Source organism: Amycolatopsis coloradensis, assembly GCF_037997115.1.
In the GTDB taxonomy this organism is placed as follows: domain Bacteria; phylum Actinomycetota; class Actinomycetes; order Mycobacteriales; family Pseudonocardiaceae; genus Amycolatopsis; species Amycolatopsis coloradensis_A.
Window position 1 is genome coordinate 4591037 of record NZ_CP150484.1, and the last position, 23103, is coordinate 4614139.

Sequence of the window (23103 nt, forward strand, 5' to 3'; positions counted from 1 at the left end):
CCCGGTTACGAACGCCGCTGCCTTCCTGACGCGTCAGTTCCTAACGTCCAAGGCAGTTGCCGAAATCAGGATGGGGTGAACCGTTATGCCGGAGAATTCGGGGCACAGGGTCGTCGTCGGTGTCGACGGCTCGGAGTCCGCGATCAGGGCCGTCCGCTGGGCGGCGGATCAGGCGCGCCGCCGCCACGCGGAACTCGCGCTGGTACACGCGATCGACGACGAGTCGCTGAGTCATCCGAGGCCGATGCCGACCCGGGAGGATCTCGCGGGAATGATCAGGATGCGCGGACATCGCCTCCTGCGGCAAGCCCGTGACGCCGCCAGGGAGATCGCTCCGGACCTCCACGTCTCACTCCTGTTGCGGCACGAGCGCCCGGTGCAAGCGCTGAAAGACGCGGCCGAGAACGCGGACCTGCTCGTGCTGGGGACCGAAGGTCTGCGTCCCTTGGGCCGGGTGCTGGTCGGGTCGGTGTCCATCGCGCTGGCGGCACGTGCGGCGTGCCCCGTCGCGCTGATCCGTCCGCACGTCGCGGAAGCCGACGCACCGCATGACGGACCGGTCGTCGTCGGGGTCGACGGGACAAGGACCAGCGAAGCCGCCCTCGCGCTCGCCTTCGAGGAAGCGTCCTGGCGGCAGACCGAACTGGTCGCCCTGCACTGCTGGGACGACGTGTTCCTTTCGGCGGTGTTCGAGGAGACGCACTGGAGGCTGGAGCGGTCCGAGATCGAGGAGAGCGCGAACGAGGTCCTCGCCGAACGGCTGGCGGGCTGGCGGGAGAAGTACCCCGACGTGCGTGTCCACCGGGAGGTCGTACGCGGCCGTCCTGCCGACGAACTGCTCAAACACGCCGACCGGGCGCAACTACTGGTCGTGGGCAGTCGCGGCCGCGGCGGTGTCGCCGGGATGCTGCTCGGTTCGACCAGCCAAGCGGTGATGTCCTACGCGCTGTGCCCGGTGATCGTGGCCCGCGAGGCAGCGGACCGGTGACCGGCTCCGCCATGGTCCGGGAAGGGGCGGGTCTCACGTCGGACGAAGCGGCGACCGCGCTTCGCCGGGACGGACCGAATACCTTGCCCACCGCGAAACATCGGAACCCGGTGTTGACGCTCGCGGGTCAGATGGTCCACTTCTTCGCGTTGATGCTGTGGGCGGCGGCGGGGCTGGCGCTGCTCGCCGGGATGCCGGCGCTGTCGATCGCGATCGTCGTGGTCGTGGTGCTCAACGGTGCGTTCTCGTTCGCCCAGGAGTACCGGGCGGACCGTGCCGCGGAGCGGTTGCGGGATCTGCTGCCGGTGCGCGCGACGGTGCGCCGGGATGGGCGTGCGGTCGTCGTGGACGCGGCGGACCTGGTCGTGGGCGACGTGGTCCTGCTCGAGGCCGGGGACCGCGTGTGCGCAGACGGCGAACTCGCCGAATGCGGCCTGCTCTCGGTGGACGAATCCATGCTGACCGGCGAGAGCAGACCCGTGCGGCCGGAGGTCGGCGGAACCGTTTTCGCCGGTACGTATGTCACCGAAGGGCACGGCGTCGCGATCGTGACGGCCACCGGCGCCCGCTCCCGCCTCGCCGGAATCTCGGCGGTGACCGCGAGCGCGGTGCGGCCTAAGAGTCCTTTGGCCACGCAGTTGCACCGTGTGGTGCGGATCGTCGCCCTGACCGCGGTCGCGGTCGGCTGCGTGTTCTTCGCCGCCGCCCTCGGTCTCGGCCGCGCGGGAACGGAAAGCTTCCTGCTCGCGATCGGCGTGACGGTCGCGCTCGTCCCGGAGGGACTGCTGCCGACCGTGACGCTGTCGCTGGCGCGGGCGGCGCAGAAGATGGCGGGCCGCGACGCCCTGGTACGCCGGCTCGAATCCGTGGAGACGCTGGGGGCGACCACGTTCATCTGCACCGACAAGACCGGCACACTGACCCGAAACGAAATGTCCGTGGTCCAAGTGTGGACGCCGTCCGGGACCGTCGAGGTCGACGGTACGGGGTACCGGCCGGTCGGCGAGCTGACCGGCTCGCCGGCGGCGGTACGGGCGGCGGCGACACTCGCGGATTCCGCGGCGCGGTGCTCTCCGGACGCGCACGCCGTCGAAGAGGCGAACGGGTGGCGGCCGGTCGGCGACCCGATGGAGGTGGCGCTGCACGTCCTCGCCGCACGTGCCGGAGTCACCGGCGCTCCGCCGCCGGCCCGACGGCGGCCGTTCGATCCGCGCCGGCGCCGGTCATCGGTCGCGGACGTCGACGGCCTCCATGTCTCGGGCGCGCCGGACACCGTCCTGCCACTGTGCGCGGAGGTTTCCGGAGCGGACGAAGCCGTTGCCGCGTTCAGCAGGGCGGGCCTGCGGGTGCTCGCGGTGGCGCACCACACCGAACCGGCAGCGAAAGAAGAGCAGGGCGGACTGACGCTGCTCGGCCTCGTCGGGCTGGAGGACCCGCCCCGGCCCGACGTCAGCGCCGCGATCGCGTCCTGCCGTCGTGCCGGGATCCGGCTGGCGATGGTGACGGGCGACCATCCGGGGACGGCCGCGGCCATCGCCGCGGAAGTCGGGCTGCTCGGGCCGGACCGGCTCGTCTTGGAGGGCAAGGACCTGCCGGCCGACGACGAGGCGCTCGGCAGGCTGCTCGACGTCGACGGCGTGGTGGTCGCCAGGGTCGCCCCGGAGGAGAAGCTCCGGATCGCGAAGGTCCTCCAGGCCCGAGGACACGTCGTGGCGATGACCGGCGACGGCGTCAACGACGGACCGGCCTTGCGCACAGCGGACATCGGTGTCGCGATGGGGGCGTCAGGCAGTGACGTCGCCAGGGAAGCGGCCGACCTGGTCCTCCTCGACGATCATTTCGGCACCATCGTGGCCGCCGTGGAACTCGGGCGCGCGACGTTCGTGAACATCCGGCGCTTTCTCACCTACCACCTGACCGACAACGTCGCCGAGCTCACGCCGTTCGTCGTGTGGGCGCTCGCGGGAGGGCAGATCCCACTGGCCATCACGGTCCTGCAGGTACTGGCGCTCGACATCGGCACCGATCTCCTTCCCGCGGTCGCGCTCGGCGCGGAGCCGCCGAACCGGCGCACGATGGAGGGGCCCGCGAAGGGCGGTTCCCTGATCGACGGCAGGTTGGCGCGCCGCGCCTTCGGAGTGCTCGGCCCGGCCGAGGCGATGGCGTCGATGGCGGCGTTCTTGGTGGTCCTCCTCGGCGGCGGGTGGTGGTTCGGCGAGGTCCCGGACACCGCGCTCCTCGCGACCGCGTCCGGTACCGCCTTCACCGCGATCGTGCTCGGCCAGCTCGCGAACGCCTTCGCCTGCCGGAGCGAGTCACGCTGGATCGGCAGGATCGGAGTGCGGGGAAATCCGCTGCTGTGGTTCGCGATCGCCTTCGAACTCGCGATGCTGGCGGCTTTCCTCCTGATGCCGCCCCTGCCCGGGCTTCTCGGCGGTACCGTGCCGAGCCCGCTCGGCTGGGTGCTGGCCTTCGCCACCGTCCCGGTCGTCCTGCTCGCCGACACCGTCCACAAGGCCGTTCGTGCCCGGTCGTGAGCGGCGCGCGATCCTCGCCAAGGCCGAGAGCTCGTTCTCGATGGCCTTGGCGAGGAAACCGGCGTCCGGCGCACTCGCGAAGTCCAGGGTGATCCCGAAATTGAGCTTGTCGCGATAGGAGAAAGCGGCCACGCCGGTCCGCAGCCGCAAGGCGACCGGGACGTAGGGATAGAGGTCCGCCACCTCGCGTCCGAGCAACCGCAGCGGTGTCCGCGGCCCCGGGACATTCGTGACCACCGAGACCACGTTGTGCTGGGGAAGACCGGCGGCGAGCCGGACGGCCCACGCGATCGGTGCGAACGGGGCGGAGGCCGCGACATCGGTCAACGCGGCGCCGGCCTCCGCCTCTTTGCTCGCCTTCAAAGCGGCCGAGCGCCGATGAACCGCGACCAGCCGTCCCGCGGGATCGGGGACGTCGACGGGAAGCAAAGGCAGCATCAGCGAGACTTCGTTGTCGACGCTGTCGTGCTTTCCGCGGACGGAGACCGGCACGAGCGCGCGCATCGCGTCCGGCACCGGCTTCTCGCCTCTTCGGCGCAAAAGGGCCCGGAACGCGCCCGTGACGGCCGCGAGTGCCACGTCGTTCACGGAGACCTCGAAGGCACGGCAGACAGCGTGCACGTCGTCGAGGGCGGTATGCGCCACCTCGTAGCGCCGGTCCGGGCCGATGGGGCCGGAGAGCGACGACCGCGCCGCGGGGACGAGCGCGGAGGCGAACGCCGTCAGGCCCGAGACGGCATCCGCGATACCGCGCATCGCCCGTGAAGGCGAGAGCACCGGCCGTACCACCCAGTCGAGCAGTTCGACGGGAGTCAGCAGGAGCCTGCGTGCGGCGTCCTTGAGCAGGTCCGCGGTGCCGGGGTCGGGGACTGGTTCGGCGGGCGCGGCGGCCTGGGACCCGTCCGTGAACAGGACCTTCAGCAGCTCGTTGCCGGTGACGCCGTCGGCGACGCAGTGATGCAGTTTCGACAGCACCGCCCAGCGGCCACCGGAGAGCCCTTCCAAGACCCAGAATTCCCACAGCGGATGATCCCGGTCGAGGCGTTCTCCCATCAGCAGGGCGACGAGTTCGCACAGCTCCCGCTCCCCGCCGGGTGCAGGCACGGCGATCCGGTGGAAGTGCCGGGCCGCCTCGAACCGGTCGTCGTCGACCCATACCGGTGGACCCAGATCGAGCGGTACACGGTGGATCTTCTGCCGGTAGCGGGGGATCAGCGGCAACCGGGCGGTCATCGACCGGACGAAGTCCGCGTGCGATGGCGGCGGTCCTTCGATCACCGCCACCGAAGCGATGGCAAGGGAAGCGTTGGAATCCCCGTCTTCCAGCTCCAGGAACGCCGCGTCGAGCGGGCTCAGATGGTCCATCGGTGCCTCCCGGTTCGTCAGGACGCGAGATCGCCGGTCTCGGTTTCCTTCCGCAGCGCGTCGAGGACGACGCTTCCGTCGACGGTCTCCTCGTTCATCAATGCGGCGGTCAGGAGATCCAGCGCTTTCCGATGTCCGCGCAGGGCGCTGATGGCTCGGTCTTCGGCCGCGCGCAGCAGCCGGGCGACCTCCCGGTCGATCACTTGCTGCGTTCTCTCGGAAAAACCGCCGTGCCGTCGCTCGGCCGGGGCATCGGCGAGGAACCGGGCGTGTGCGGCCGGATAGGCGACCGGACCGAGCGCGGTGGACAGGCCGAACTCCGTCACCATCTTCACCGCGAGCGCGGTGGCACCGGCGAGATCGTCGGCAGCGCCGGTGGAACCCTGGCGGAACACCACCAGTTCCGCGGCGCGTCCGCCCAGCCGGACGGCCAGCAGATCGGTGAGATAAGCCTCGCTGTAGAGATGACGTTCGGCTTCGGGGAGTTGCTCGGTGGCGCCCAGCGCCATTCCCGCCGGGAGGATGGTGACCTTCGCGACCGGATCGGCGTGTTCGCACAACGCGGCGACCAGCGCGTGCCCGGATTCGTGCACGGCCACGGCGTGCCGTTCCTCGGGCAGTAAGGCGTTGGACGTTTCGCGACGTCCGAGCAATATCCGGTCTCGTGCCGAGTCCAGGTCGGCCGCCGTGATGGTCGTGCGCCCGGCGCGGACGGCGTTGATCGCTCCCTCGTTGACCAGATTCGCGAGATCCGCGCCGGAGAATCCGGGCGTTCCGCGGGCGATGCGCCGCAGGTCGACGTCGGGACCGAGGTGTTTGCCGTTCACGTGAACGGCGAGGATGGCCGCGCGTTCGTCCTGGTTCGGCAGAGGCACGGTGACCTGCCGGTCGAACCGGCCGGGACGCAAGAGCGCGTGGTCGAGGGACTCCGGCCGGTTGGTCGCGGCGAGCACGACGATCCCGCTGCTCTGATCGAAACCGTCCATTTCGGCCAGAAGCTGGTTCAGGGTCTGTTCGCGTTCGTCGTGCCCGCCCGTGCCGCCGACGCCCCGGCGGCTTCCGACGGCGTCGATCTCGTCGATGAAGATGATGGACGGCGCCCGGTTCCTGGCGTCGGTGAACAGATCGCGGACCCGCGAGGCACCGACGCCGACGAACATCTCCACGAACTCGGAACCGGTGACCGACAGGAACGGCACGCTGGCCTCGCCCGCGACGGCGCGAGCCAGCAGCGTCTTCCCGGTGCCCGGCGGCCCGACCATGATGACTCCGCGCGGTCCTTTCGCACCCGCCGCCGCGTAGCGGTCCGGGTCGCGGAGGAAGTCGACGATCTCACTGACCTCCTGCTTGACCCCTTCGTACCCCGCGACGTCCGCGAACCGGGTGGTGGGCCGCTGTGCCTCGATGATCTTCGCTTTCGACCGGCCGAAACCCCCGGCCCCGGCGAGGGACCGTTGCGCACCTTTGCCCATCCAGATCAGGAAACCCACCAGAAGAAGCAGGGGGAGCAGACTGCCGACCCAAGAAAGCACGCCCGATGTGCCCCCTCTCGCGCCGGTGACCTGGACACCCTTCTCCTTCAGCTTCGGCAGCAACTGGTCGTCCTCGATCGCGACGGGAAGCTGCGTGGTGAACGCGGTCCCGTCACGGAGATTGCCCTTGATCGCCCCTTCGTCGTCGACCGTGACCTTCTCCACCTGCCCGGCGTCTACTTTGGACAGAAGTTCCGTGTAACCGAAGGTGGGAGTCTCGGCGGTCAGCAGATGAGGGAGGAAGAACAGGAGCAGCATCACCAGGAAAGCCGCGGGAACCACCCAGCGGTGCCGGCCTGAGGGTTCAGGCGGGCCCGCGGGTGGGATCGGGTCGGGGGGCGGGCCGGGTTTGGCCGTCCGTGACATCGCTTGTCCCTTCGTGCGCGGGCCCGGTCACCCGCGAAGCACGGCACGCCGTGTCTCGAACTCGTCCTTGTCGATCTCCCCACGCGCGAACCGTTCGTTCAGGATCTTGATCGCGTCGTCGTGGCCGGTCGAGGTCTTGGTGGTGCGGCGTAACAGGACCACCGAGACGGTGATGACGCCGCCGACCAGGATGAGCACGGTGATCAGCATGAGCAGCATGCTGACCCAGCCGCCGTTGGAGTGGTGCCAGTAAGGCATGGCCGTTCCTTTCGATCAGTGGCTCTGGTAGCGCACTTCGCGGGGCATCGGAGTCCCGAGCGGTGCGAGGACCTCGTCGAGGTTCCGGCGCGGGGTCGCGGGCAGGGGATCGGCGTTGACCGGTGCCCAGCCGGTCCGCAGCACCATCTGCGGGAAGGTGCCGCCGGTGACCAGGTCGCGCACCTTCGTCCTGGTGTCCGCGACTTCCAGCGGTTCGGTGAGCGGAGAGGTGGCCAAGCCCAGGCTGGTAGCGGCGAGCAGCACCGCGCTGGTGGCCTCGCCCGCGCGGAGTCGCGACATGGCGTCGTCCGAAGCCGTGCTCAGCACGAGGAGCACGGTCTCGTCCGCTTCACCGGTCGAGCCTTCGGGCTGGCCGAGCAGGGGGTCGGCGAACGCACGCGCGGGCAGGGCGCCGGGGGTGTCGTCCTGTGCGGGCGCGTTCGCCGACGGGACGCCGTCGGGAGCGGTGTGCCTGCCGCTCCAGGCGGCGAGTTCGGTGCGGTACGCCGGGTCCGCCGCGTGGGCCTCGGCGGCTTCGAAAATGGCGCGCGCGAGGTGGTAGCGGGCGGCGTCGAGGGCGGGACGCAGGATGGCGCCTTCGTCGGCCGCGCGCCGGGCGAGGGTTTCGAGGTGCCCGGTGGGCACGGTCCAGGAGCTGTGCCTGCGCCGGTCGGTCCGGCGCCGGGGAATGGCGGCGGCCAGCGTGATGTCCTCCTGGGTCGGCTCGTGCCGGTGCAGCTCGACGGACGCCAGGTGGTCCGGCTCCGCCGGATTGGGCAACCGGTGCACCTCGGCCCGCCAGCCCAAGGCCGCGAAGCCGACCCGGAGGTGGTGCAGCGCCGTGCCGCAGCTGAGCATCAGGTCCCGGCCGTCCGGATCGGTTCCGGCCAGTTGCCGGACCCGGTCGGCGTAGAGGTGGACGGTGCGATCTCCGACGCGCCATTGCCAGGGCTGCGAGTTGTGCACCGAAGGGGCGCGGCAGGCCAGGGCCACCGCGGTTTCGACCGTGTAGTCGTCGGGAAGGCCGTGGTCCATCGGAAACCTGCCTCTGCTCAAGGGTGAAGGGGCCGCGTTTCATGGTTCTCCGGACGCTGTGTGTCGTGGAGGGCCAGAGGGCCCGGTTCGCCGGGCCGTTAGTTGCTGTTCTCCCGTGCGGCCGCGCAGGATCGTCGGAAGGGTCCGCTCCCCGCAAGGAGGCGTCCCATGAGTTCCCCCGTCCGCGTCGAGGCTTCGCTCGATCCTGATCTGTCCCGCTGGCTGTGGCTGGTGAAGTGGTTGCTCGCGATCCCGCACTATCTCGTGCTCGCGGTGCTGTGGTTCGCGTTCGTTCCGCTGACGGCGGTGGCGTTCTTCGCCATCCTGTTCACCGGGCGGTACCCCCGGGCGATTTTCGAGTTCAATGTCGGGGTTCTCCGCTGGGCGTGGCGGGTGCACTACTACGCCTACGCCGCGCTGGGCACGGATCGCTATCCGCCGTTCACCCTGGCCGACGATCCCGGCTACCCCGCCCGGCTCGAGATCGACTACCCGGAGCGGCTTTCCCGCGGTCTCGTGCTGGTGAAGTGGTGGCTGCTCGCCATCCCGCACTACCTCGTCGTCGCTCTCTTCGCCGGGGGCGGGCTGTGGCTGTGGAACACCTCGGACGACGGCTTCCAGTGGGGAGCGGGCGGATTGATCGGGATCCTGGTGCTCATCGCGGGCGTCGTCTTGCTGGTCCGCGGCGAATACCCCAGGCCGATCTTCGACTTCGTACTCGGCATGGATCGGTGGGTGATCCGCGTAGGCGCGTACGCCGCTCTCATGACCGACGAGTACCCGCCGTTCCGGTTGGACTCGGGCGGTACCGAACCCGACCCGCCGGTCGCCGGCTCGGCCGAACCGGCACGGCACCGTCCGGGTACGGCGGGGTGGACGCCCGGTCGTGTCGTGTCGGTCGTGATCGGAGTGGCGCTCGCCGTTCTGGCGACCGGTCTGATCAGCGGAGGTGCGGCCTCGCTGTGGCTGGATCGGGCCGATCGCGACGACGACGGATACTTGACGGTCTCGGGGACCTACAGCACCGATACCTCCGCTTTGGCGAGCGAACGGGTCACGTTCGTCGCCACCGCCGCCGGCGATGTTCCCGCCACGCGTGCGCTCGGCGACATCCGCGTACGTGTGACCGCTCTCGGCCCGAAGGACGTTTTCGTCGGTGTCGCGCCGGCTCCGGCGGCGGAACGCTATCTGAGTGGGACCGACTACGCGACGGTCACCGATCTGTCCTCGGGCGAGTTGATCGTGCGCCGTTCCCCGGAGTCGCCGGTTCTCCCCTGGGAAGCGGGTATCTGGACGGTTTCCGCGGTCGGCCCCGGCACCCAGACGATCACTTGGCCCGACCAGGCGGGCAACTGGACCCTCGTGGTGATGAACGCCGACGCCTCGGCCGGCGTGGACGTGCGGGCGGAGGCGGGCGCGACCCTTCCGATACTCGGCTGGTTGTCCTGGGTCCTGCTCCTCTCGGGGGCGCTGCTGCTCGCCGCCGGGGTGGCGCTGGCCGCGGTCGCCGTCACCCGTGTCTCGAACGAACTTTCACCGATCAGCCAAGGAGAATCGTGATGCAGGTACTCGTGGTGTTCGAGTCGATGTTCGGCAACACCGAGATCATCGCCAGGGCGATCGGCAAGGGTCTGGCCGCCTCTTGCGAGGTCGACGTCGTGAACGTCGACGACGCCCCGGTCCAGTGGGACGGCCTTGGCCTTCTCGTCGTCGGAGGCCCCACCCATGCGCACGGCATGACCCGCCCCGGGACACGCAAGAGCGCGCGGCAGGAGGTCGAGGGCGGAGTCCGTTCCGCGACCGGCGTACGGGAGTGGTTGAGTGCCTTGCCGCCGGCGTCGCGGCGGGTGCCGGTCGCGGTTTTCGACACGAGACTCCGCCGGGCTCGGTGGCTCACCGGTTCCGCCGCGGTCGGTGCGCGGAAGCTCCTGCTGAAGCGCCACGGGGTTCCGTTGCTGCCGCCGGAGAGCTTCTTCGTGGACGTCGGCAAGAACGCCACGATCCTGTGCGATGGCGAGCAGGAACGCGCCGAAGCCTGGGGTGCCCGGCTCGCGGCACGCCTTCTGGAGACCGCGGCCGGATGATCCTCACGGGTGAGAAAGCACCCACCAGGCGACGAGCAGGCCACCCGAGTTGGTCGCGCAGTGCAGGAGCGCGGGCGCCAGTACGCCCTTTCCCCAGTGCCGCCACCAGTACAGGAAGATCCCGGCGCCGGCCGCCGCGACCATCGCCAGGACCGAGATCAGCGGAAGCGGGAGACCGCCCATGGTGGCACCGACCGCGGCGTTGCGGACCAAGGCGAGCGAGGGCAGCAGATGCCACAGACCGAACAGGGCGGCGGCGCCGAGGACCGGCGCCCAGCGCCAGCGCTCGCCGGCACCGAGCAGCGCGGGGAGAACGCCGCGGAAGGCCACTTCCTCGACAAGGACAGTGCCGAGCGGAATACGGAGCAGGGCGAGCCACAACAGCTGACCGATCCCCGGCGTCCCGACCCTGCCGTCCTCGAAGAACGTCCGGAGCTCGGGAACGGCCAGCGCCACCGCGAACACGAGGCCGACCAGCCCGGTGCCCACGAGGCCGATGAGGGCGGCGCGACCGAGGGTGCGCCTGCCGAGACCGATCGACGCGAGCCGCAGGCCGGAGAACCTGGCCACGGCGATCAGCACGGCAGCCGTCACGACACCGCACACGGGATACGCCCACCCTGGCAGCACCCGGTTCGCGAGCACCGTGGCGGCGGCGAGCAGCAGCACCGAGACGATGACGGCCAGAACCCTGCGAGGGAGCCGTATGTCGATTGGTTGCGTTCGGTCAGTTTGATCGTCGTGGTGCTCTGGCACTGGGCGTTCACCATCCTGCGGTGGTCACCGGACGGGCCGATGCCCACGAGCCCGCTCGGGTTCTTCTCCGGTTTGTGGATCTTCACCTGGCTTCTGCAGGTGATGCCGATGTTCTTCTATGTCGGGGGATACGTGCACCTGGTGTCCTGGCGACGGGCGCGGGCACGCGGGGAGTCACTCTCGCGATACGTCCGGCACCGGATCAGGCGTCTCGTCGTGCCGGCCGGAGCCCTGGTGCTGATCTGGACGGCTTTCGGTGTGACGGCGGCGTCCCTGTCCAATCTACGCTGGATTCGCGGTGCGGTGCTGTTGATCATCAGCCCGTTGTGGTTTCTCGCGGTGTATGTCGTTCTTCTGGCCGTGCTGCCGGTGAGCCTGTGGCTGCACCGGAAGTTCGACGTCGTGGTTCTGGTCTGGCTGGGTGGTGCCGCACTCGGCGCCGACGTGGTGCGATTCCGCTACGGCGTCGACGAGGCGGGCTGGGTGAACATGATCGCGGTCTGGGGCCTTGCCCATCAGGCCGGTTTCTTCCATCGACGGCTCGTCGACGCACCGCGGCGGTGGGGTCATGCGTTGCTTTGGACGGGCCTGTTCGGTCTGGCGGGCTTGGTGTTCTCCGGTCTGTACCCGGGTTCGATGGTCGGCGTCCCCGGGGACCGGTTGTCGAACATGGGGCCGCCGACGTTCGTGATCGTCGCGCTGCTGACGTTCCAGATCGGCTTCGCCGAGGTGACCCGCCCGTTCTTCGAACGACGGCTCACGAGGCGGCGCTGGCGCCGGTTCATCGGTCTGCTCGACCACTACGCGCTGCCGCTGTTCCTCTTCCACACCACCGGGATGGCGCTGGCGAAGGCCTGCGTCTACTTCGTCTTCGGGAACGGCCTCTCCGACGACCGGCTCCCTGATCTGATCTGGTGGCTGCAACGGCCGATCGCGGTACTCGGTTCGTTGTTGTGCACGCTCCCATTTCTGGTGCTCTTCGGAGGAAGGCGGATCGTGGCTCGATTGACGGGTAAGTCAAACGTGGCGTGACCGAGCCTCTGCGGTGCAGGACCCCTTCGCTGGTTCAAGGGCAGAAAGCTGCAATCTATGTGTCCACAAGGGACGCTTTCCGCTGACGAAATGTCTGCGTCAAGGCTATATGCCCGGTTTGGCGTGGGGTCGTGAGTGGCAAGTAGGGTTCTAACCCTCTGTCCTGTTTCAGGACCTCACGGACAGATGTGTTTCAGTACTTGTCGGACAGTTTTGGGTTGGTCAGTGGTTGGTAGCGTATTGCTCTGTTGAGGGTGAGCTGGCGGGCGAGTGTGTCGCCGATCATGATGACGACGCGGTCGCCCTGCCAGAACACGGTGGCGCTCTGGCCGGCCCAGTGTCGGCCTAGCACGATGGAGCAGCCGGAGAAGGCGATGACCCCGGTGCTGGAGACGGGGCGTTGGGTGGTTCCGCTGGGAGCTGTGGAGCCTTCGGGTGGAGTGGCTTTGGGACTGGCGTCGTAGCGTTGCTGCGGGGTCTGGCCGTCGAGGCTCTGGTGTCTTCGGTTGTTGTAGATTGTGCGGTAGTCGTCGAGCAGCTGTTGCAGGGCGGCAAGATTCTCGGCCGGGGGCCGGGCGGCGAGCCATTTCTGCAGAGTCTGATGGACGCGTTCGTTCTTGCCGCAGGTTTGCGGGTGATAGACCGACGAGGCGATCGTGGTGACGCCGTGTTCGGCGAGGTGACGTTCCAGATCGGCCATCCAGCCGCGGTGTTTGCCGGAGAAAGCCAGCCCGTTGTCGGACAACAGTTTCACCGGCGCCCCGTAGCAGGCGATGGCCAGTTGCACTGCGGTCCAGGTGTCAGCACCGTTCTCGCTGACCGCGGCATAGGAGCCGACATCGAGGCGGGAATGGTCATCCAGGATCTGGATGATGCAGACCTTGGTGCCGTCGGCCAGGTAGTGCTCCGTCCCATCGATCTGCCAGCAGCCGTTCGGGTCCGGGTACTGGAACCGGCGCCGCGTGCGGGGCTTCTTGCGTGGCTCGGGTTCGATCTGGCCGCGATCACGCAGGATCCGGTAGATCGACGACTGCGAGGGCGGCGGGAGCATCCCGGCGTCCTCCAGACGCCAGCGAATCGAGATCGGCCCGTTGTCCAGGCCTTCCTCCTCGAGCTCTTTACGGGCCCGCAGCACCGCCTCGGCCACCTCCTCACCCAGCGCGGACGGATGGCTCAGCGGAGCGGTGCTGCGGCAGGCGAACCCGACGGTCCCCTCGCTCCGGAACCGAGCCACATACCGATAGAAGGTGTCACGGGAAACCCCGTGCTCGCGACAGAACCGCGCCACGTTGATCTTCTCGCCCGCAGCCGACCTGACGATCGCGGCGACGAACTCAGGATCCATCGGAAAACCTGCTCTGCCCATCGCCGCATGATCACCACACAAGCCCTGGTCACCACGCCGACAAGCCGGTCAGTGTCCGTGAGGTCCTGAAACATCAACTGTCCGACATGTCCTGAACTCAGACAGACGGTTCTAACCCTCTTTGCCACTCACGACCCCCATCGGCGACCGCGCAAATCTCTCAATTCGGGCACTGACGCCTCGGGAAACATCCCTTATGGACAGTCGGGAAGGTGTCTTTTCGGCGAGTCCCGCTCCGGTCGCCAACTCCGGTACGCCACGTTTGCCTTACCTCGCTATAGAACCCGAAACGCCCGGCCCTCTCAAAGTAGAACCCTCGAAAACCGTGCAGATGCGCAGCAAACGGACATCCACCTGTCGGCCGGAGTCCTTTGTGGACACCGTCCGTTCAGGCATCCTGTCGCCTGCGGCTTTCTCGGGACCAGAGTCGGCAAGGAGGCCCTCGCGACGCCGGTGCGCATGTCGCGACACACTTCAGGACGCCTTCGGCTTACCTCTCGATAACCCGAATAGCCACTCGCGACCCGCGCCCGGCGAGGGCCGAAGGCTCCTTTCACCGCATCGGACGCGGCGAAGGGAGCCTTCACCCCACCACCGAGCCCGTCCAGAACACGACAACGTTCGACTCGCGGCTCAGCTCCGCCAACAGGCTCTGAGACGTGAGGACCTTCGGCCCTCCACCGGCGACGGCATGAGGAGGACGGTGAACGACGTGCGACCGAGAGAGTCGTGACCGGATACACCGGGCGGCGGGGCGGAAGGCGGGAACCCATGCATGCGCAGCGAGGAGACTGGCTGGTCATCAAAGGGCCAGCGGTCGGGAAACCGGACCAGCGTGGCCTGATCATCGAGGTCCGCAATCCGGACGGAACACCGCCCTACGTCGTGCGCTGGCCACAGGACGACCACGTGTCCACGGTCTTTCCCGGCCCCGACGCCGTTGTCGTGACGGAGGCGGAGCAGAACGCCGCGGACGAGGCGGAGCGCGCCCGGCTCGCGGCCGTGCGGGAGGCCATCGCCGTGCGGCACTGGTCGTGACCGGTGACCATCGGCCGCGCCGCCCGATCAGCGCCCAGGACAGATTGTGGCTCAAGCTGGACGAACCCGCCAACCCGATGCTCATCACGGCCGTGCTGTGGACGGCGAGCGAAGTGGATCCTGAGCGCCTGAAGCGGGTGGTCGCCGACCGGCTGATCGGACGCTATCCGGTGTTCACCCGGCGTCCGGTCCGCGAAGGTGGTACCTGGTATTGGGAGGACGACCTGGAGTTCAGCCTGGACAGGCATCTGACGGTGAGCGAGCTGCCCGCGCCCGGGACCAGAGAGGTCTTGCAGGACCTGGTCGCGGCGCGGAGAGGCCGGCTCCTCGACCCGGAGCATCCTTTGTGGACGATGGAGCTCTATCGTGGCTACGGCTCGGGGTCGGCGGTCGTCCTGTGCTCGCACCACGCCATGGCGGACGGCATCCGCCTGGTCCAAGTCCTGTTCGGATTGTTCGACCCGGTGGACGGGGACGAAAGGCCGGCGAGGATCGGCGGGGTGGGGCCGCGTGGGACCGACTTTTCCCGCGCGCCTTCGAGAGCCGCGGCGAAGGTGGTGAAGGCACTCAACGGGTTCGGTGAGCGGCTGGAGGGACCGATCGCGCGCGTGACCCTGGGCTGGCCGTTGCTCGGCCTGACCGCGGCCGCGGGGCTCACCGGGGCGGTCGCCGAGGTCGTGACCGCCGCCTTGCCGTCACGTCCGGCCACCGTGGTGAGATGGTTGATGGCGCAGGGATTCACCGCGCGCAACACCGTCGGCGGTGTGCTCGGGCTTCTGGCGCCCGCCGCGTCCGGCGCGCCCTGGTCGGGAGACCCGCGACCGGAGAAGGCCGCGGCCTGGGGAGACGCCGTGCCGTTGGATCTGCTCGCCGACGTGGGCCGCGCCACCGGAACAAGCGTGAACGACGTGTGCGTCGCCCTGGTCATGGCCGCGTTCGAGCGGTACACCCGAGAAGCCGGTCCGGGGCGGGGCGAGGCGGAACTGAATTGGCTCATCCCGGTGAGCCGTTCGGACTTCGATGCTTCGCTTCCTCCGGAACTCGGCAACGATTTCGCGCTGATACTGGCAGGCTTTCCTCTGCTGCAGAAGAACTTCCGGGAGCGGCTGGATGGCGTGCATCGCCGTGTCTCCGGTATTCGCGAGTCGCTGGAGCCGGTCCTCACGTTCGGTGTCCAGTGGCTGGCGGGCAGGGCGCCGGAGGTGGTCTCGGAACCGCTGACGCGGTTCATCGCGGCCAAGGCGGTGGGCGTGCTGACCAATGTCCCGGGACCGCGCCGGCCGGGCGAACTCGCCGGGGCTCGTGTCGAAGGCGTCGTGGGCTGGGCGCCGTGCAGCGGAAAGCAGGCCGTCACGGTCTGTGTGTTCAGCTACGCGGGATTCGTGCGATTCGGTTTCGGGACTGATCGGTCACTCGTGCCCGACCCCGGACTGCTGGTCGCCGCGCTGGAAGACGCGGTGACCGACGCCGCCGCGCTCACGAACCGGTGAGCGCGGCGGCGCGCTCGGCGATGGTGTCGAGCAACGCGCGGGTGGTGAGCCGGGCCGCGGGCCGGATCGCGTGCCAGTAAAGCGCTATCGCGTGCCGGGCGGCCGGGTCGGTGGCGGTGATCCTGGTCTCGATGGTCAACCGGCAGCCCGTTTCCTCCCGCGGCGCCACGGAGAACCCTACGGCGATCGTGCCGCTGTGAGGATGGGCGAAGTCGCGAAAGGACTCCGCCGTGACCTCGTACCACTCGGGAACGGCGGTCCAAAATCGCCCGGCGGCACCCAGGACCATCTCCTGCCCGGGACGCTCGCCGAGAAAAGCGCATCGTTCACCGAGCATGGTCTCGCCGAGATCGGGAAAGTGCCCGTGCTCGCGGAGCGCTTCGGGGAGGCCTCGCGCGTGGACGAGCGTCCGGACCCACGGCGAACGCACGTCCGCGGCCCGGAGCTCGCCGATCGCCCGGTACAGCGCGTCGGCTGGAACGTCGACCCGCGAGGTCTCCGCGAGAACGAAGGCCGGATGTGGCGCGAAGACGTCGAGCAGCGTGGGGTGGCGGCCGGTACTCACCGCGCCTCCGGGCACGCGTTCTCGGCGTCTCGAGCGATCGTCCGCAGCGTCGCGGCGTGAATGGCCTTGATGAACGGCGAGGCCACGGCCCAGTACAGCCGGAATCGAGCGAGGCTCGCGGAGTCCGTCAGCGTGACCCGGATGTCGTAAGACAGCAAAGAGCGCTGTTCACCGTATCGGCGGACGGACAACGACAGGACGATCTTCCCGTACCCCGGTTCGAGGAACTCGGCGAACTCGCCGGGCTCGACTCGCCGCCACTCGATCACCGGCTGCCAGAATTTGCCTGCGACGCCCGCGACCAGTTCGATGCCGGGCTTCTCCCCGAGGATGACCCAGGCCGAGCCCGCCGCCATGTCGTCGAACGTGAGCCGGGTGGGCACCGACGGGCCGCGACGGCGCCGGAATCGCTCGGGCAGGCCACGAACCCAGCCCGCGGCGCGAACGAGTGGGCCGCCCACCTCCATGAAATCGAATCCGCGTATCGCGGCGTAGGTCGTGACGGTGTCGGCGTCGACCACTCGGTGGCGGAGCACGGAAAAGGCGGGTTCCGGTGCGAACCGGTCGGCCAGTAGTTCCGCGGTGGCCGTCGATGGCGAGCGCGTTCCGCTGATGGGCATCGCGGGTCTCCTCTCCGGAAAGACAAAGGGTTCTCCGAACCCGTGCACGGCGGGAGGGCCGAACGTCCCGCACCGGGCGGGCCAACGACCCGGCGTATCGGGGCGCCAGGCACTGACCTTCCCGCCACGACGAAGGCAGGCTTGGCCGTAGCACTTCGTGGAAGGCGGTCGAGAGATGGCAGAAGGGTTCGACGACAGCCGGTCGAAGCCGGTGGTGGCCGGAATCGATGGCTCGCGGTCGGCCGTGGAGGCGGCGCGCTGGGCCGCCGGAGAGGCTCGCCGTCGCGGCCTTCCGTTGCGGCTCGTGCACGCGTACGAATCGGCCGGACGTGACTATCCCACCCTGGAGGTCACCGCGGCGGAGGTGCGTGAAGCCATGCGGGATACCGGGATCCGGCGCTTGAGTGCCGCCGCGAAGACCGCCGCGGCCGCCGCGCCCGGCCTGGACATCACGACGGAGGTCGTGGAGGGAGACACGAGGGAGGTACTCGTCGAGGAATCGCGACGGGCTGCACTCGTGGTCCTCGGTTCCCACGGGCTCGGAAGCGTCGGCAGATTCCTGCTCGGCTCTTCGGGAATCGAGCTGGCGGCCCGCGGACAGTGCCCGCTCGTGGTCGTCCGGGACGGTGACGCGCGTCCAGGTCCGGTACTGGTCGGTGTCGACGGCTGGCCCGACTCGGCGGCCGCCGTGCGATTCGCCTTCCAGGAGGCATCGGAGCTGGGAACCTCGGTGACCGCACTCAGAACGTGGAGTGAGCTGGGCCCGGTCGAGCCGGGCGTGCGGCGTCTCGGCGGATCGAGAGCCGTCCACGACTCCGCACGGCGTGCCTTGGCCGCCGAGGTGTCCTCGGTGGCACACGAGTATCCGGGTGTTCCCTTCGGTTGCGTGGTGGTCCGAGGACGAGCGGGCAAGGTCCTTCGGGAATACGGCGAACGAGCGGGCCTGATCGTGGTCGGAACCCGTGGCCGGAGCGGATTCGCCGGGATGCTGCTCGGCTCGGTGAGCCAAGGCCTGGCAGGCCGGGCACCGTGTCCGGTCGCCGTCGTCCGGGTGGACACCGGGATTCGGAATTCGCACTCCAAGGAAGGGAGCAACACATGAACGACGTCGAGAACGCGCGCGCGGCCAAGGAAGCACGGGACGCGATCGCCGCCGGATCCGGTTCGTCCCGTAGTTCGGGCGAGTTGGCGGAGGCGGCGATGCGGAGATATTTCGCCGCGGAGTCCTATCGCGCGCGGAAGCGCGAGGAACCGTCCGAAGAGGACGAAGAGCTTCCGTCATGACCGGAATGGCCGTGCGCGACGTCATGACCCGGGAGGTTTACTCGGTCCGGAAGGGCACTCCGATCGCGGATATCGCCGGGGTCCTCGCGGGCAGGGGGGTCAGCGCCGTACCCGTCGTGGACGACGACCGCGATGTCGTCGGCGTCGTTTCGGAAGCCGACCTCCTGCTCAAACAGGTCGAGTCGATCACCACCTCGCGTCCGAGGGTCCCGGGTATCAGGTCCAAAGCGGACGGGCGTACGGCGGCGGACGTGATGAGCAGTCCCGCGGTCACCGTCGAAGCCGACCTCCCGGTCGCGGAGGCGGCCCGGTTGATGGTGGGCAATCGGGTCAAGCGACTGCCGGTGGTCGACCGCTACGGGAAGCTGACCGGGATCGTCAGCCGGGCCGACCTCGTGCACGCCTTCGTCCGGACGGATGCGGAGATCCGGGACGAGGTCCTGCGGGACGTCTCGGTACTGATCCGGCGCCCGTCGCTGGGTGAGGTGCGGGCGGACGTGGAAGACGGGATCGTGACCCTGCGAGGTGAGGTCGAACGACGGAGCCAGGCCGTCTTGCTGTCGGCGCTGGTGCGCCGGATCGCGGGCGTCGTCGACGTCGACGATCGGGTCAGGTTCGAGTGGGACGACGAGGCGAACAGGCCGACCGGATGACGAAGTACCGATGGCCGCCGTCTCTCGAGACGCTTCTCCTGACCGGGGTGCTGACGATGCTCGCCGCGGGAGGGATCGCTCGCATCGTCAGCCCGGCTACGGCTTCCGTGCTGTGGGCGGCCGCCACCGCGGTGATGTTCGTACCCGCGACGCTCTGGGTACTCGCCGACCTGCGGGCGGGCAGGTGGGGAGCCGACGTGCTCGCCGTGCTCGCGCTGGGCGGCACCGTCGCGGTCGGGGAGTACCTCGCCGGGGCGATCATCGCGGCGATGGTCGCGACCGGCCGGCTGCTCGAAGCGGCCGCGCGTCGCCGGGCCGGACGCGACCTCTCCGCGCTGTTGGCACGGGCGCCGGCCACGGCCCATGTGCGCCGAGGTGACCTCGTCGAGGACGTTCCGGCCACTTCCGTGCTACCGGGCGACGTGGTCGTCGTGCTGCCCGGCGAGGTCGTTCCGGTGGACGGGCTGGTCCGGGGTGCGGGGATCTTCGACGAGTCCGCCCTGACCGGAGAAGCGGAGCCTGCCGATCGTTCGGGGGAAGAGGTCCGCAGTGGTGTCGTCAACGCCGGCGCCGTCGTCGAGGTGTCGGCCTCCGCGACCGCCGACGCCAGCACCTACGCCGGAGTCGTCCGGCTCGCGGAGCAGGCCGCCTCGGCCACCGCGCCGATCGCGCGGCTGGCGGACCGGGTGGCGGTCTGGTTCCTGCCGACGGCACTGGTGATCGCCGCCCTCACCTGGGTGTTCACCGCGGATCCGACACGCGCGGTGGCGGTACTCGTCACCGCCACGCCCTGCCCGCTGCTGCTCGCCGTACCGGTCGCGGTGACCGGCGGAATGTCCCGGATGGCGCGGTCGGGGGTGGTCGTCAAGGACGGTGCCGCGCTGGAACTGCTCGGCCGGGTCCGCACCCTCGCGATGGACAAGACCGGCACCGTGACCGCGGGCCGTCCGGAGATCACCGCAGTGGTCTGCGCACCGGACGACTCGGCCGATCGCGTTCTCGGGATCGCCGCGGCGGTGGAGGAGTTCTCACCGCATGTGCTCGCCGGCTGTGTCGTGCGGGCGGCGAGGACCGCCGGAGTCGCGGTCCCGCCCGCCGAGGTCGTGTCCGAGACACCGGGGCGCGGGGTCGAGGGGACGGTGAACGGGAAGAGGGTCCGGGTGGGCAGGCGGTCCGGGAGCCTGCTTCCCGGCTGGGCGCTTGGCGTGGAACGACGAGGAAGGCTCGACCTGGCCTCCGTGATCTGGGTCGAGCAGGACGAGAAGCCGGTCGCCGCGCTGCTGGTGCGGGACGGGCTCAGGCCGGACGCGGCCCGGACGCTGCGCCGTCTGCGTTCGGCGGGACTGACGCGGATCGTCCTGCTCACCGGCGATCGCGTCGGCAACGCGGAGGAGGTGGCGGCGCTGCTCGGACTCGACGACCTGCACGCCGAATGCTCCCCGGGGGACAAGATCTCGTTCGTGCGCGGGGAAAGCGAGCGCGCGGTCACCGCCATGGTCGGCGACGGGATCAACGACGCGCCGGCCCTCGCTGCCGCGGATGTCGGTATCGCGCTGGGCTCGCGCGGTTCGACGGCCGCGGTCCAGGCCGCCGACGCGGTGATCTTGGACGACCGCATCGACCGGCTTGCCGATGCGGTGGACATCGCGCGCCGGGCGAGGCGGCTCGCGGTGGAGAGCGCCGGGATCGGCACCGGCTTGTCGATGCTCGCCATGCTCGCGGCGGCGGGCGGATGGTTGGCACCCGTGCTGGGGGCGTTGGTGCAAGAGGGGATCGACATCGCCGTCATCGGGAATTCGCTCCGGGCTCTTCTCGCTCCGCGAGCGTCTCGCCCGCGCGCGCCGGAAGGGTTGGTCCGGCGATTCGCCGGTGAGCACGAAACCTTGCTGCCGGTCCGTTCCGCGGTACGCCTGGCCGCCGACGCACTGGCTGAGGGCGCGGGGCAGGACGCCGACGACGCGGTCCGGCACGCCGCCAAGTTGCTCACGGAGCGGCTTCTGCCGCATGAACGGGCCGAGGAGGAACAGCTGTATCCGGCGCTGGCCGAAGTGCTGGGAGGTCCGGACAGTACGGTCACGATGAGCCGGGAGCACACCGAGATCGAGCGGTTGATCCGTCGCTTGCGCAGGCACCTCGACGAGGCGCCGGACGGCATCCGGTCGGACCAGGTCGATGATCTCCGGGCGACGCTCTATGGCCTCGACGCGATTCTCGCGCTCCACTTCGCGCAGGAGGAAGAGGCCTACTTCACGCTTTGAGAGAAGCGGCGTGCGGTTGTCTTCAGTGCGAGCCCAGAGACGTAACTCGCGTGCTCAGAGGCGGACCGTCTCCCATCACGCGGGGTTACGTGCTCAATCACGCCATGGCAGCTCGGCACAAGGTCGTGCGGGAACGGCGGATCCAGGCTCAACGCCTCGAGTTGCGGAGCCCTTTTCCCAGCCGCAGTTTCGGAAGGCATGAGGCTGCGCCGAGTCAATGGCCGGTGGTCAGCTTCGAAGCCTGACCACCGGCGATCCGAGGGCGGTGGTCCAACGCGGTCACTTCGAACGCCCACGCCAGGTCGTCGGCTCCGACCACACCGGCCAGACCGCCGGCCCGGGTGACCAGGACGAGATCGCGGCCGGATCGGGGAAAGCCACGCTCCATCAGCGCGGCCACCGGTGCGTCGACGCCGACGACCGTGACCGCCCGATCCTTCCGCGCGACGTCGGTGATCCTGGTCGCGCACCGGGCGTCGGCGGGCACCTTGAGCAGATCGCCGAGGCTGACGACGCCGAGAGGAACGCCGTCGAACGACAGGACCGGAAAGACACGCTCGTGACTCGCACCCGCGGCGTATTCGGCGAAGGCGTCCACCGTCCACCAGCCGGGTGCGATCACCGGTGCGGAGTTCATGATGTCGCCCACCAGCAACCCGCCGAGCCGTTCGCGCAACGGACCGGCGGCGAACTCGGCCTGTGCCGCGAAGATCAGGAACCAGCCGAGCAGGACGAGCCAAAGGCCGGTGAACTGCCCCAGGAAGACCAGTTGCGCGAAACCCGCCATGGCCAGGACGGCTCCCAGCACTTGACCGGACCTGTCGGCGATGGCGCCTGCCCGGGCACGGTCACCCCGTCGCCACCAGATGACCGCTCGCAGGATCCTGCCGCCGTCGAGCGGCGCGCCGGGCAGCAGGTTGAACACCGCGAGCAGGAGGTTGCTGACCCCGAGCCAAGCCAGGCCGCCGACCGGCAACGGCGGCAGGGCACCCGCGGCCAGGAAGGCGCCACCGAGTGCGGTGCCTCCGATCAGCAGGCTGGCGAGCGGGCCCGCCACCGCGATCCGGAAATCGGCTTTCGGCGTCTGTGGTTCACCCTCGAACTCGGCCATGCCACCGAGCATCCACAGCGTGATCCGCCTGACCGTCACACCGTGGTGCCGCGCGACCGTGGCGTGGGAAAGCTCGTGGAGAAGAAGCGAAACGAGGAAGCCCGTCGCGGTGAGCCCACCGGTCACCCAGTACCACGTGGTGTTCGCGCCGGGAGCAGCTTGAGGCAGGACGGCCGACGCCAGGAGATCGGTGATCAGAAGGAGCACGACGAGTACCGACCAGTGGGCTCGTACGACGACTCCGGCCCACCGGCCGAGCGGGATGGCAGTGCGGAACATCGGGTCCCCTTTCCCGGGCGTCGCTGTCCGGTTTTCGCGGAGCGGACCCCCAACGGTTCTCGGGACACGGACGGTCGACTAGGGCCGAACAGCCTCGATCACAGGGCCGTCCGCCGAGCCGGGACCTTCGGCACTTTCGACCGGTGCCGCCGCCGGAACACGGTGGATCCCCCGGACGGACAACGGACCAAGGAGGTTCGAATGCAGGAGAAACGCTGGACCGTGGAGATCTTCATCGACGAGCACGAAGCGCAGACGCGAGCGACCGCGAGACTGGTCAACCGGGATGACACCGGCTTGACGGGCGTGGGGGCCGCGCGACTCAATCCGGTGGACGCGAATGTGCCCGAGATCGGTGACGAACTGGCCGTCTCCCGTGCGTTGAGCGAGCTCGCACACCGGTTGCTCGACGCGGCCGCGGCGGATATCGAGGGCATCACCGGCAAACCCGTTCATCTCGGCCGCTGACCCGCCGAAGCCCGGCGT

At 69.4% G+C, this 23103-nt stretch carries 20 protein-coding genes and 1 pseudogene; 12 read left to right on the plus strand and 9 right to left on the minus strand.

The genetic code is table 11. The features are described from left to right. Window positions 1–85: 85 nt before the first annotated feature. On the plus strand, window positions 86–988 hold the full coding sequence (locus LCL61_RS21490; RefSeq protein WP_340681348.1) for a universal stress protein: 903 nt from the start codon (window positions 86–88) through the stop codon (window positions 986–988). Further along, window positions 985–3525, plus strand: coding sequence for a cation-transporting P-type ATPase (locus LCL61_RS21495; protein ID WP_340681349.1), 2541 nt, complete (start codon window positions 985–987; stop codon window positions 3523–3525). Before LCL61_RS21490 ends, LCL61_RS21495 begins: the two co-directional genes overlap by 4 nt. 69 nt (window positions 3526–3594) lie before the next feature. Here the strand turns inward: LCL61_RS21495 and LCL61_RS21500 are convergent. The 4 genes and pseudogenes from LCL61_RS21500 to LCL61_RS21515 all read right to left on the minus strand — a co-directional run. Beyond that, window positions 3595–4890, minus strand: a pseudogene (locus tag LCL61_RS21500) (wax ester/triacylglycerol synthase family O-acyltransferase); the annotation flags it as partial. A gap of 17 nt (window positions 4891–4907) precedes the next feature. Beyond that, complete coding sequence (gene ftsH / locus LCL61_RS21505; RefSeq protein ID WP_340681350.1) at window positions 4908–6704, minus strand: ATP-dependent zinc metalloprotease FtsH; 1797 nt, start codon at window positions 6702–6704, stop codon at window positions 4908–4910. 111 nt (window positions 6705–6815) lie between these two features. Next, window positions 6816–7046, minus strand: a complete 231-nt coding sequence (locus LCL61_RS21510) for an SHOCT domain-containing protein (RefSeq protein ID WP_340681351.1) — start codon at window positions 7044–7046, stop codon at window positions 6816–6818. 15 nt (window positions 7047–7061) lie between these two features. Next, the gene (locus tag LCL61_RS21515) at window positions 7062–8081 is read right to left on the minus strand and encodes an Acg family FMN-binding oxidoreductase (RefSeq protein ID WP_340681352.1); all 1020 of its coding nucleotides are present in this window, start codon (window positions 8079–8081) and stop codon (window positions 7062–7064) included. Between the two features lie 168 nt (window positions 8082–8249). Between LCL61_RS21515 and LCL61_RS21520 the strand changes: the two genes are divergently transcribed. Both LCL61_RS21520 and LCL61_RS21525 read left to right on the plus strand, forming a co-directional pair. After that, window positions 8250–9641 carry a DUF4389 domain-containing protein gene (locus LCL61_RS21520; protein ID WP_340681353.1) on the plus strand — a complete coding sequence of 464 codons (1392 nt, stop codon included), beginning with the start codon at window positions 8250–8252 and terminating at the stop codon, window positions 9639–9641. Next, window positions 9641–10165: a flavodoxin gene (locus tag LCL61_RS21525; protein WP_340681354.1), complete on the plus strand. Its 525-nt coding sequence runs from the start codon at window positions 9641–9643 to the stop codon at window positions 10163–10165. The genes LCL61_RS21520 and LCL61_RS21525 overlap by 1 nt, the downstream gene beginning before the upstream one ends. Window positions 10166–10168: 3 nt before the next feature. On the opposite strand, the gene LCL61_RS21530 is transcribed toward LCL61_RS21525, so the two are convergent. Next, entirely contained in the window at window positions 10169–10834 is a 666-nt protein-coding gene (locus tag LCL61_RS21530; RefSeq protein ID WP_340681355.1) for a CPBP family intramembrane glutamic endopeptidase, read from the minus strand. A 48-nt stretch (window positions 10835–10882) separates the two neighbouring features. On the opposite strand from LCL61_RS21530, the gene LCL61_RS21535 reads away from it, so the two are divergent. Further along, window positions 10883–11953 carry an acyltransferase gene (locus LCL61_RS21535; protein WP_340681356.1) on the plus strand — a complete coding sequence of 357 codons (1071 nt, stop codon included), beginning with the start codon at window positions 10883–10885 and terminating at the stop codon, window positions 11951–11953. 193 nt (window positions 11954–12146) lie between these two features. Here LCL61_RS21535 and LCL61_RS21540 read toward each other — a convergent pair whose 3' ends face one another. After that, entirely contained in the window at window positions 12147–13298 is a 1152-nt protein-coding gene (locus LCL61_RS21540; RefSeq protein WP_340681357.1) for an IS481 family transposase, read from the minus strand. A 792-nt stretch (window positions 13299–14090) separates the two neighbouring features. Between LCL61_RS21540 and LCL61_RS21545 the strand changes: the two genes are divergently transcribed. Together LCL61_RS21545 and LCL61_RS21550 are read left to right on the plus strand one after the other, a co-directional pair. Further along, the gene (locus LCL61_RS21545) at window positions 14091–14357 is read left to right on the plus strand and encodes a DUF1918 domain-containing protein (protein WP_340681358.1); all 267 of its coding nucleotides are present in this window, start codon (window positions 14091–14093) and stop codon (window positions 14355–14357) included. Next, window positions 14354–15847, plus strand: coding sequence for a WS/DGAT domain-containing protein (locus tag LCL61_RS21550; RefSeq protein WP_340681359.1), 1494 nt, complete (start codon window positions 14354–14356; stop codon window positions 15845–15847). The genes LCL61_RS21545 and LCL61_RS21550 overlap by 4 nt, the downstream gene beginning before the upstream one ends. On the opposite strand, the gene LCL61_RS21555 is transcribed toward LCL61_RS21550, so the two are convergent. Together LCL61_RS21555 and LCL61_RS21560 are read right to left on the minus strand one after the other, a co-directional pair. After that, complete coding sequence (locus LCL61_RS21555) at window positions 15834–16412, minus strand: hypothetical protein (RefSeq protein ID WP_340681360.1); 579 nt, start codon at window positions 16410–16412, stop codon at window positions 15834–15836. The genes LCL61_RS21550 and LCL61_RS21555 overlap by 14 nt on opposite strands. Continuing rightward, entirely contained in the window at window positions 16409–17032 is a 624-nt protein-coding gene (locus LCL61_RS21560; protein WP_340681361.1) for a hypothetical protein, read from the minus strand. Before LCL61_RS21560 ends, LCL61_RS21555 begins: the two co-directional genes overlap by 4 nt. A gap of 175 nt (window positions 17033–17207) precedes the next feature. On the opposite strand from LCL61_RS21560, the gene LCL61_RS21565 reads away from it, so the two are divergent. Genes LCL61_RS21565 through LCL61_RS21580 form a run of 4 tightly spaced genes read left to right on the plus strand, consistent with a single transcriptional unit; the run spans window position 17208 to window position 21227 of the window. After that, window positions 17208–18134: a universal stress protein gene (locus LCL61_RS21565; protein WP_340681362.1), complete on the plus strand. Its 927-nt coding sequence runs from the start codon at window positions 17208–17210 to the stop codon at window positions 18132–18134. Next, window positions 18131–18316, plus strand: coding sequence for a hypothetical protein (locus LCL61_RS21570; protein ID WP_340681363.1), 186 nt, complete (start codon window positions 18131–18133; stop codon window positions 18314–18316). Before LCL61_RS21565 ends, LCL61_RS21570 begins: the two co-directional genes overlap by 4 nt. Beyond that, the gene (locus LCL61_RS21575) at window positions 18313–18969 is read left to right on the plus strand and encodes a CBS domain-containing protein (protein ID WP_340681364.1); all 657 of its coding nucleotides are present in this window, start codon (window positions 18313–18315) and stop codon (window positions 18967–18969) included. Before LCL61_RS21570 ends, LCL61_RS21575 begins: the two co-directional genes overlap by 4 nt. Further along, window positions 18966–21227 carry a heavy metal translocating P-type ATPase gene (locus LCL61_RS21580; RefSeq protein WP_340681365.1) on the plus strand — a complete coding sequence of 754 codons (2262 nt, stop codon included), beginning with the start codon at window positions 18966–18968 and terminating at the stop codon, window positions 21225–21227. The genes LCL61_RS21575 and LCL61_RS21580 overlap by 4 nt, the downstream gene beginning before the upstream one ends. 214 nt (window positions 21228–21441) lie before the next feature. Here LCL61_RS21580 and LCL61_RS21585 read toward each other — a convergent pair whose 3' ends face one another. After that, complete coding sequence (locus LCL61_RS21585; RefSeq protein ID WP_340681366.1) at window positions 21442–22617, minus strand: site-2 protease family protein; 1176 nt, start codon at window positions 22615–22617, stop codon at window positions 21442–21444. 201 nt (window positions 22618–22818) lie between these two features. On the opposite strand from LCL61_RS21585, the gene LCL61_RS21590 reads away from it, so the two are divergent. Further along, window positions 22819–23085, plus strand: a complete 267-nt coding sequence (locus LCL61_RS21590) for a DUF1876 domain-containing protein (RefSeq protein WP_340681367.1) — start codon at window positions 22819–22821, stop codon at window positions 23083–23085. The last annotated feature ends 18 nt before the right edge of the window (window positions 23086–23103 follow it).